Origin of the sequence: Pseudovibrio sp. POLY-S9, assembly GCF_001431305.1 — a bacterium.
Lineage (GTDB): Bacteria > Pseudomonadota > Alphaproteobacteria > Rhizobiales > Stappiaceae > Pseudovibrio.
On record NZ_LCWX01000086.1, the window covers coordinates 76,488 to 86,281 of the forward strand.

The 9,794-nt window shown below is 52.9% G+C and carries 8 protein-coding genes, 1 other RNA gene and 1 pseudogene; 6 read left to right on the plus strand and 4 right to left on the minus strand.

The window, feature by feature from the left end; all coding sequences use genetic code 11:
* Positions 1–222, minus strand: a pseudogene (locus tag PPL9_RS31165) (5-formyltetrahydrofolate cyclo-ligase); the annotation flags it as partial.
* A gap of 102 nt (positions 223–324) precedes the next feature.
* Positions 325–484: non-coding RNA, 6S RNA (gene ssrS / locus PPL9_RS30975), on the minus strand.
* A gap of 268 nt (positions 485–752) precedes the next feature.
* On the opposite strand from ssrS, the gene nagE reads away from it, so the two are divergent.
* Complete coding sequence (gene nagE / locus PPL9_RS06860; protein ID WP_057461989.1) at positions 753–2,171, plus strand: N-acetylglucosamine-specific PTS transporter subunit IIBC; 1,419 nt, start codon at positions 753–755, stop codon at positions 2,169–2,171.
* On the opposite strand, the gene PPL9_RS06865 is transcribed toward nagE, so the two are convergent.
* Both PPL9_RS06865 and PPL9_RS06870 read right to left on the minus strand, forming a co-directional pair.
* Entirely contained in the window at positions 2,168–2,605 is a 438-nt protein-coding gene (locus PPL9_RS06865; protein WP_057461990.1) for a cell division protein ZapA, read from the minus strand. The genes nagE and PPL9_RS06865 overlap by 4 nt on opposite strands.
* A 5-nt stretch (positions 2,606–2,610) precedes the next feature.
* Positions 2,611–2,892, minus strand: a complete 282-nt coding sequence (locus tag PPL9_RS06870; RefSeq protein ID WP_208980572.1) for a DUF4164 domain-containing protein — start codon at positions 2,890–2,892, stop codon at positions 2,611–2,613.
* A 571-nt stretch (positions 2,893–3,463) separates the two neighbouring features.
* Here PPL9_RS06870 and tkt point away from each other — a divergent pair.
* The 5 genes from tkt to PPL9_RS06895 all read left to right on the plus strand — a co-directional run.
* Entirely contained in the window at positions 3,464–5,464 is a 2,001-nt protein-coding gene (gene tkt / locus PPL9_RS06875) for a transketolase (RefSeq protein WP_057461992.1), read from the plus strand.
* A 123-nt stretch (positions 5,465–5,587) separates the two neighbouring features.
* On the plus strand, positions 5,588–6,595 hold the full coding sequence (gap, locus tag PPL9_RS06880; protein WP_057461993.1) for a type I glyceraldehyde-3-phosphate dehydrogenase: 1,008 nt from the start codon (positions 5,588–5,590) through the stop codon (positions 6,593–6,595).
* A gap of 182 nt (positions 6,596–6,777) precedes the next feature.
* Positions 6,778–7,968, plus strand: coding sequence for a phosphoglycerate kinase (locus PPL9_RS06885; protein WP_057461994.1), 1,191 nt, complete (start codon positions 6,778–6,780; stop codon positions 7,966–7,968).
* Between the two features lie 213 nt (positions 7,969–8,181).
* Entirely contained in the window at positions 8,182–8,823 is a 642-nt protein-coding gene (locus tag PPL9_RS06890) for a thiamine phosphate synthase (RefSeq protein ID WP_057461995.1), read from the plus strand.
* Between the two features lie 4 nt (positions 8,824–8,827).
* Positions 8,828–9,794 (plus strand): tetratricopeptide repeat protein (locus PPL9_RS06895; RefSeq protein WP_057461996.1); only part of this gene is annotated, 967 nt, incomplete at its 3' end.

A 9,794-nucleotide genomic window follows, 5' to 3' on the forward strand; every position in this document is an offset into this window, starting at 1 on the left:
ATCCATCAGTGGACGTGGATCAACCTCATCCCGAATAGGCCAGAACCCGGCAACAATTGATCCCGGCTCCACCCCAAGCTCACCAGCATACCCAACAAGATCAAGCGACCGCTCAATCCGCTCTACTGGCGATAGAGTTGCCCGCGCAGCAAGTCCTGCTTTGCGGACTTCACGCTTGGCCAGCTTGCACTCAGCATTCTCGATGTCTTGGGATGTCAACACTCACCTCATTATTGCATAATCCAGCATAGTATGATGCAGCCTGCGAAAAATCGCAAAGCAAGAGAGCATCACTGAAATGAGAGAGGAAAACAAAAAGATAAGAGCGCGCCACAACAGCCGTTGGAGAGTGTGCAATCCCGGAGAACCTACTATGTAGGTGGGCGCCGTGTCCCCAAGCCCACGAGCGAGGGAAGGAACAGCTCCCAAAGGAATGCGTAAGGCCCCGGGGATATGTATCTCCTGACGAACCGCGCAGCAACGCAATGGGTGATATAGGCCAGAGCGAATAAAATTACCAGCCCCTCAGATCCAACCTTCCCATTAAATCAAGCGTAGCCCACTGTCATAAACAAGTATCGCCAGCCCGTATGCGGGTAATTTTTCAAGACTATTAACTCGATCACCGAGAACCCTTCATAACGCAAGGGCACGTTCGGCACCTTCTTCATAGTTTCCGCGTAAATAAGGACACATGAAGAGGAAGCCGAACTTCAAGGCCCCTGGGTTTTATCGAGAGGAAGGAAAGTTGAATGTCAAACAATGCATTTGCAGGCGTTCAGAAGCTCGGGCAATCCTTGATGCTGCCAATTGCAGTGCTGCCGGTCGCAGCGATCCTCCTGCGCATTGGACAAGCCGACCTTCTTAATCTTCCCTTCGTTGCCTCTGCAGGGAGTGCAATTTTCGCCAATTTGGGCATGCTGTTTGCTGTAGGTATCGCAGTCGGCTTTGCCAAGGAGAATCACGGCGCAGCTGCTCTGGCGGGTTTGGTCGGCTTCCTCGTTGCACAACAAGGCGCTGTTGAACTGGCAGGGCTCAGTCCAGAACAAGCTCTCAAGATGGAAGGTCGTATTGCAGTCCCGGTCGGGATCATCATGGGTATTACGGCAGGCCTGCTCTACAACAAGTTCCGGGATATCAAACTTCCCGATTACCTCGCCTTTTTTGGAGGCCGGCGCTTTGTACCCATCGTGACCGGCGTCGCCGCGCTGCTCGTTGCCGCTCTCTTTGGGTATGGCTGGCTCTCGTTTGACAGGGCTTTAATCTCCCTCACAAACACAATTACGCATATGGGTGATGTGGGCTTGTTCCTCTATGGCGCTTTGAACCGGCTGCTGATCGTCACAGGCCTTCATCACATCCTGAACAACATCGCCTGGTTCATTCTGGGAGATTATATCACCGCCTCAGGAGATGTGGTTACCGGCGATCTGAACCGCTTTTTCGCAGGAGATCCAACCGCCGGAGCCTACATGGCCGGCTTTTTCCCGGTCATGATGTTTGGGCTGCCCGCCGCATGCCTTGCCATGTACCATTGCTCAAAGCCAGAAAATCGCAAAGTCGTAGGGGGCATACTGCTCTCTATGGCGCTCACATCATTCCTGACCGGCATCACTGAGCCGATCGAGTTTGCCTTTATGTTCCTGGCCCCTGCACTTTACGTGATCCACACAATCCTCACAGGCGTCTCTATGGTTGTGATGAACGTGCTGGGCGTGAAGCTGGGCTTTGGTTTCTCAGCAGGTTTGTTTGACTACCTGATCAACTTCGGCATCTCCACAAAACCGCTCCTGCTAATCCCGGTTGGAGCAGCATTCTTCGCCGTCTACTACTTTCTGTTCGTGGCAACTATTAAGCTTTTTGACCTGAAGACCATGGGTCGTGAAACTACAAAAACGGATAACACAGCGGACAACCCAACCGAAACAAACAGCAAAGCGCATGCTTATCTGGAAGCCTTGGGTGGCTCAGCCAACCTTTTGGAAATAGATGCCTGCGCAACCCGGTTGCGCCTGAAAGTGGTAGATAGTGATGCCATCAATGAAGCGGTTTTGAAGCAACTCGGTGTTCACGGTGTCATCAAACCTGCTGCTGGCTCAGTCCAGGTGGTTGTTGGCCCAATAGCGGACCAACTGGCAGGCGAGATAAAAGAAGAAACAAAGAGGTCTTAAGCCGCGCTTTCGTCTTCGCGCAGCTCGCTGTCCATATCAGCGCTCAACTGCTCAATCTTGTCTGCGCTTTCCAACAGGCGCGCGACAATCTTGGCTTCTTTCTCACGATGCTCTTTTTCAAGCTCTTCAATACGGCTCAAATACCGCTGCTCTTGCGCAGCCAGACGCTCTTCAACAGAAGCCTCAGCTTTCCCGAGTTCTTCGATACGTCCTTCGGCGGCACGCAATTTCCGCTCAACTTCGGCAAGGTGATCCGTCACCATGATGCCCGCCATCACGGTTAAGCGCTGATCGCCAATCTCACCAAAGTTCTCTCTCAGGCTACTGATGCTGTCGTCAAAACGCTGAGCAAGACCGAGAAGCCGTTCTTCCTCACCATCATCACACGCCATGCGAAAGCTGCGATCATTGATTGTAACTGTAATCTGCGCCATTGATCTTAGCTCTCCTGTCCGTCGAGAACAGTACGAATGGATTCCATGGCAGCAACAAGGCGGCGGGAAACATCTTTGTTGACATCTTCAAGTCGCGAACCACGCGCCTCGGCCTGATCAAGCTTTGATGCCAGCTGTGTTCGATCCTCACCAATTCTCTGCAAGTCGTTTTCTAACGCATCAAGGGTCTTGTCACGGGACGTCCTGCGATGTATCGCCCCCTCAAGCTTCGTGATGGAGGCAGTAATACGATCCAGCGCATGATCCAGATCTTGCCCACTATCCATCTTCACCTCTGACATCTACCTGTGTCCGTACTCACCAAAACATCAGTTACCATTGGGAGATGGCAACCCGACCTAATCCCGTCTAGGGAAGCGGAAGACAATTATCCATTAGCTGGAGGGAATCGTCGAGCTTTATTCACATCATATCTTAGGAATGTGCGAGAACCATCTCATTTATCAGTGATTACAGAACTTACAAAGGTCTTCGACTCGGAAAATTACCCGACGCAACATTCGTGAACAAAACACAAGCTTCGCCACCATAAAAATCTAATGAACACGCATTTTACGCTAAGCAAATTCACTCATTAAAGAGACCTTGGCAACATAACTTATGTTGACAAATGCTATTCAAATTTCAAAAGCGCTCAACTTACGCAATAAACGGCACCAGAAGAGCTCAGTTTCATTGACTCAACTTTCTGACCTGCTATGTCTCCTTCCGTTATTCGTTCGTGGACAACTGCCAATTCGCATTAGTCTGGGGCAAAGACTATGGCAACTGTCATCGAATTTACACTAGCTATTAGTAAAGAACCGGCTGCCCTGCCGGGTCGACAGCGGGAATAAGATGACCGATCTCGAAAAGCACTCTCGCATGGCGAATGCGATACGCTTTCTTTCAATGGATGCCGTTGAAAAAGCAAAATCTGGCCACCCTGGACTTCCAATGGGTGCAGCTGACATCGCAACGGTCCTGTTTTCCAAGTTTCTGAAGTTTGATCCGAACTCCCCGAAATGGGCAGACCGCGATCGCTTTGTGCTCTCCGCAGGGCACGGATCCATGCTGCTGTATTCCACACTCTTTCTGCTGGGATACGAAGACTTCTCCATTGAACAGCTTCAGCAGTTCCGCCAGCTTGGCGCACGGACATGCGGCCACCCGGAATACGGTCATGGCGCAGGCATCGAGACCACCACTGGTCCTCTCGGTCAAGGTCTTGGCAACGCAGTCGGCATGGCAATCGCTGAGCGCCTGCAGGAAGAGCGTTTCGGCAAAGATCTCGTAAACCACTACACCTACGTTCTCGCAGGTGACGGTTGCTTGATGGAAGGTATCTCTCAGGAATCTATTTCTCTGGCAGGTCACCTCAAGCTGAACAAACTGATCCTCATCTGGGACGACAACGGCATCACCATTGATGGTTCCGTAGATCTGTCAGACAGCACCGATCAGATTGCACGCTTCAAAGCATCTGGCTGGAACACCATCTCCATCGATGGTCACGATCCGGAAGAAATCGAAGCAGCGCTGACCGAAGCTCGCAAGAGCGACAAGCCAACAATGATTGCGGCGAAAACCACAATCGGCTTCGGGTCTCCAAACAAGTCCGGCACCAACAAAGTGCACGGTGCTCCTCTGGGCGCTGAAGAAATTGCAGCAACCCGCGAAGCTCTTGGCTGGTCTGCTGAGCCGTTTGAAGTACCAAGCGACGTTCTCGATGCATGGCGCATCTCAGGTCTGCGTTCCGCAAACGCTCGTAAAGAGTGGGAACAGCGCTTCAACGAAGCAAACCCTGAGCAGCGTGGCGAGTTTGAGCGCCGTTGCCGTGGCGACCTGCCATCCGGCTTCGACGCAGCAATCGACGCCTACAAGAAAGAGCTTGCAGACACCCAGCCAAAAATTGCGACCCGTAAGGCGTCCCAGGCTGTTCTGAAAGTGATCACAGGTGCTGTGCCTGAAACCATCGGTGGCTCTGCTGACCTGACTGGTTCCAACAACACCAACACCGAACATACACCACCAGTTACTCCGGACGATTTCTCCGGCCGCTTCATTCACTGGGGCATCCGTGAGCACGGCATGGCTGCAGCAATGAACGGTATGGCCCTGCACGGCGGAGTTATCCCCTACTCTGGTGGCTTCCTGATCTTCTCCGATTATTGCCGTCCGTCTCTGCGTCTGGCAGCCCTGATGAAGCAGCGCGTCATTCACGTAATGACCCACGACTCCATCGGTTTGGGTGAAGATGGTCCAACACACCAGCCTGTGGAGCACTTCGCTGCTCTACGTTGTATCCCAGATCTGCAGTTCTTCCGCCCAGCGGACATCACTGAGACCCTGGAATGCTGGCAGTTGGCAATGAAAGCCACTGATAATCCAAGCGTTTTGGCTCTGACCCGTCAGAACCTGCCGTCCCTTCGTCCTCACTACGAAAGCGAAAACCTGTGTGCCAAAGGCGCATACATCATCGCTGATTGTGAAGAAGAAGCGACCGTTACTCTGTTCGCAACCGGCTCCGAAGTTGAGATCGCAGTCGACGCGAAAAAAGAGCTCGACGGCAAGGGAATTGCGACCCGTGTGGTCTCCGTCCCTAGCTTCGAACTCTTCGAGCAACAATCTGACGCATATAAGAATGCCATCATTGGTGGTAGTCCGGTGAAGATCGCTGTGGAAGCGGGCGTTCGTATGGGTTGGGATCGCTTTGTCGGTTCTGATGGTGGTTTCGTAGGCATGTCAGGATTTGGTGCCTCCGCCCCTTACCAGGAGCTCTATGAGCATTTCGGGATTACTGCTGATGCAGTGGTCCAAGAGGCAGAAAAGCGCCTTGGCGATAGCGATAACGCCTAAAGCTGACTAATGAAGCTTCTGGCTCCTCTCAGCCAGAGGCCTCTCAGAAGACGGCCGGCAAGAGCTGGCGAATATATAAAACGAGGGCGTTTTTTAAGGCGCCGTACCGAAAGAGGTTCTTAAATGGCAGTCAAGGTAGCCATCAATGGCTTTGGTCGCATTGGTCGTAATGTTCTCCGTGCAATCATTGAATCCGGTCGTACCGACATTGAAGTTGTAGCAATTAACGACCTCGGCCCGGTTGAAACGAACGCACACCTGCTGCAGTTTGACTCCGTACACGGCAAGTTCCCTGCAAAAGTGACCGTAGACGGCGACACAATCGATTGTGGTCGTGGTCCAATCAAAGTAACCGCTATCCGTGATCCTAAAGAATTGCCTTGGGGTGAAATGGGTATCGACGTTGCGTTGGAGTGCACCGGCATCTTCACCGCAAAAGAAAAAGCTTCCCTGCATCTGGAAGCTGGTGCAAAGCGCGTTCTGGTTTCTGCTCCGGCAGCAGGCGCTGACAAAACAATCGTTTACGGCGTAAACCACGACACCCTGACTTCTGAAGATCTGGTTGTTTCCAACGCATCTTGCACCACCAACTGTCTGTCTCCGGTAGCTTACGTTCTGGACAAACTGGTTGGCATCGAAAAAGGCTTCATGACCACCGTTCACTCTTACACCGGTGATCAGCCTACTCTCGACACAATGCACAAGGATCTGTACCGCGGCCGCGCAGCAGCTCTTTCCATGATCCCAACCTCCACAGGTGCTGCTAAGGCTGTTGGCCTGGTTCTGCCTGAGCTGGCTGGTAAACTGGACGGCGTTGCAATCCGCGTACCTACTCCAAACGTTTCTGTTGTTGACCTGACTTTCATCGCGAAGAAAGAAACTTCCGTAGAAGAAATCAACGCAGCAATCAAAGCAGCGGCTGAAGGCGAACTGAAGGGCGTTCTTGGTTACACCGAAGTGCCAAACGTTTCTTGCGACTTCAACCACGACCCACACTCTTCCATCTTCCACATGGACCAGACCAAGGTCATGGAAGGCACAATGGTTCGTATCCTCACCTGGTACGACAACGAGTGGGGCTTCTCCAACCGCATGGCGGACACCGCTGTTGCGATGGCAAAGCTCATCTAATCAGAAAGGGGCCGCTTTTAAGCGGCCCTTTTTTCTCACATATACCAGTGCGGAGTGATCCAATCCCTGAGCCGCACCATTCAGTGCGAAGTCTCCCATAGATTTGATCACCAACTCCGCAAAGTCTTTCTGTAAGTAAGTCGACCAGTATAAGGTCACAGACAGAAATTCCGGAGATTTTTATGTCTTTCAAAACTCTTAGCGATGCCGAACTTTCCGGCAAACGTGTTCTGGTCCGCGTAGACCTCAACGTCCCGATGAAGGATGGCATCGTTACCGACGCCACCCGTATTGAGCGTGTCCTGCCAACCATCCGCGAAATCTCCGAGGCTGGCGGCAAAGTCATCCTTCTCGCACACTTCGGCCGTCCAAAAGGCAAAGTCGTTGCAGAGATGAGCCTCGCACCTGTTGCTGGCCCTGTTGCAGACCTGCTTGGCAAACCAGTTGCTTTCGCGACTGATTGCACCGGTGACGTAGCCAAAGCTGCTGTTGATGCAATGGCTGACGGCGATGTTCTGCTTCTGGAAAACACCCGCTTCTATGCTGGTGAAGAAAAGAACGATCCAGAATTCGCAAAAGCACTGGCTGCAAACGGCGATCTGTACGTAAACGACGCATTCTCTGCAGCACACCGCGCGCACGGTTCCACCGAAGGCATTGCAAAGCTGCTTCCTGCATTCGCAGGCCGCACCATGCAGGCAGAGCTGGAAGCACTCGGTTCCGCACTTTCCACGCCTGAGCGTCCGGTTCTGGCAGTTGTTGGCGGCGCAAAGGTTTCCTCCAAGATCGACCTGCTCGAAAACCTCGTGTCTAAAGTAGACATCCTGGTCATCGGCGGCGGTATGGCGAACACCTTCCTCGCGGCAAAAGGCGTGAACGTCGGTAAATCCCTGTGCGAGCACGATCTGGCTGACACAGCAATCCGCATCATGGCGGCAGCTGAAAAAGCAAATTGCGAAATCGTTCTGCCAACAGATGCTGTTGTTGCATGGGAATTTGCAGCAAACACCAAGAACGAAACTGTTGCTCTCGATGCAATCCCTGCAGACGCAATGATGCTCGACGTTGGCGCAGCTTCCATCGAAGTTGTGAAGGCAAAAATCGACACCGCGAAGACCCTCGTTTGGAACGGTCCTCTCGGCGCATTCGAAATCGCACCATTCGACAAGGCAACTGTTGCAGCAGCGCAGCATGCAGCAGCACGCACCAAAGAAGGCAAGCTGAAAACTGTTGCTGGTGGCGGTGACACCGTTGCAGCCCTCAACCACGCAAAAGCAAGTGAAGATTTCTCTTACATCTCCACTGCTGGCGGCGCATTCCTTGAGTGGCTGGAAGGCAAAGCACTACCTGGCGTTGTTGCTTTGGAAGCATAAGACAGTTAGTTCTTACATTATTCTGGATTGAGGGGCCTTTTTGGTCCCTCTTTTCGTTTTATTCTCGCTTTTGCCTAGAATTTGACACAGCCTCTTGAAAAAGAGATCAAGACGCTGTTTAGAACTTATCCCAATGAATGGGCCAGAGGCTTGACGTAGGTTACACTACCGCCATGATCTCTTTTTACTGGAATTTTATCAGGAGCAACCTCAGTGCATCCGCGTCTGTATCTTGTCACACCGCCAACCTTTGACCTCGACGAATTCGAAAGACAACTCAATCAAGCTTTGGAAGGTGGCGACATTGCGAGCCTGCTGATCTCCATGCCGGACGCAAACGAAAGCGACCTGCAGGCGGCTGCAAAGCGTCTGGTGCCACTGGCACAGGCCAAAGAAGTTGCTGTTCTGATTGAAAACAACACCCAGATCATGGGTCGCTCCGGCGCAGATGGCCTGCACGTTTCCGGTTCTGACAAGGATCTGGAAGAAGCCATGCAGTCCTTCTCGGAAGACCGCATCATCGGCCACGCTGGCATCAAAACACGCCACGAAGCAATGACTGTTGCTTCTATGGGCGTCGATTACATGTTCTTCGGCCTGCTTTCACTCAATCAGGAAGAAGAGCCACATCGCAAATCACTGGACTATGGTCACTGGTGGTCTGAAGTGTTCGAAACGCCATGTGTCATTCTGGCGGGCACCTCAGTTTCCTCAGTTGACACCGCAGCCCAAACTGGCGCTGAATTCGTAGCAGTACGTGAAGCTGTCTGGAATCACCCTGAAGGGCCAAAAGCAGCTGTTGAGCAGGCCAATGCAATCCTCTCAACACACACACTGGCGGAAGCTGAGGACTGATATCTTGAAGTTGTCTGGTTCTATCAAACTCGTAACTGTCGCAGCTGTGACCGGTCTGCTCGGCTTACAGGCCATGGCTGTTGCACAAACAACTCCGAGCGGTGGAACCACACCTCAAGGCGCAAGAACAGTTGATCCGTATAATCCAAACGGATCAATCCTGCTGCCCTCTCCTCTCTCTAAAGCACCATTCATTCCGCAGGTTTCTCCAACGCCGGAGACCATAAAAGGCGATCCGGCCTATGGTGCATTTCAGCGCGGGTGGTATCTGACAGCTCTGGCACTGGCAACCCGTCAGGCAGAAGCTGGCATCACCAGCTCCAAGACGCTGCTCGGTGTGCTTTACGAATCCGGCAGAGGTGTCCCTCAGGATCTGCCATTGGCCGCAAGCTGGTATGAACTCGCCTCAAATGATGGTGACCCGCAAGCAGCATTGCGCCTCGGCCTGCTCTATCTGGCAGGTGCCGGCACAACAGCTGACAAGGACAAGGCAGCCCAGCAACTGGAAAAAGCTGCTGCTGTCAACATCCCCGAAGCACTCTACAATCTCGCCCTCCTTCACCAGGAAGGCAAAGTCCGCCCCAATGATCCCAAGCAGATCAAAGACCTGCTGGAACGCGCATCAGAAACCGGTGATGCCGACGCTATGCTGGAACTTGGCATCTACCTGAAGGATGGCCCGGAAGAAATCCGCGATCCACTGCGCGCGGCCTTCTGGATGGGCCGAGCCGCCCGCCGCGGACTGGTCCCTGCGCAGATTTACTACGCAACCCTGCTGTTCAAAGGCGAAGGCCTTGTCCCAAATGAGACTGAAGCGGCAGACTGGTTCGAGCGCGCAGCAACCAAAGGTAATCCAATCGCCATGAACCGCCTCGCCCGCATCTACGCCAATGGCCGTGGTCGACCGGTTGACCTGATTGAAGCCTCTGCCTGGCAGTTCCATGCAGGCCGTCAGGGTATTCTGGACAGTG

What these genes read in the sequence shown, in the direction of transcription:
- gap (WP_057461993.1), top strand. Translation starts at nt 5,588, where the DNA reads ATGGCAGTCAAGGTAGCCATCAATGGCTTTGGTCGCATTGGTCGTAAT.
- PPL9_RS06870 (WP_208980572.1), bottom strand. Translation starts at nt 2,892, where the DNA reads ATGGATAGTGGGCAAGATCTGGATCATGCGCTGGATCGTATTACTGCC.
- nagE (WP_057461989.1), top strand. Translation starts at nt 753, where the DNA reads ATGTCAAACAATGCATTTGCAGGCGTTCAGAAGCTCGGGCAATCCTTG.
- PPL9_RS06885 (WP_057461994.1), top strand. Translation starts at nt 6,778, where the DNA reads ATGTCTTTCAAAACTCTTAGCGATGCCGAACTTTCCGGCAAACGTGTT.
- tkt (WP_057461992.1), top strand. Translation starts at nt 3,464, where the DNA reads ATGACCGATCTCGAAAAGCACTCTCGCATGGCGAATGCGATACGCTTT.
- PPL9_RS06865 (WP_057461990.1), bottom strand. Translation starts at nt 2,605, where the DNA reads ATGGCGCAGATTACAGTTACAATCAATGATCGCAGCTTTCGCATGGCG.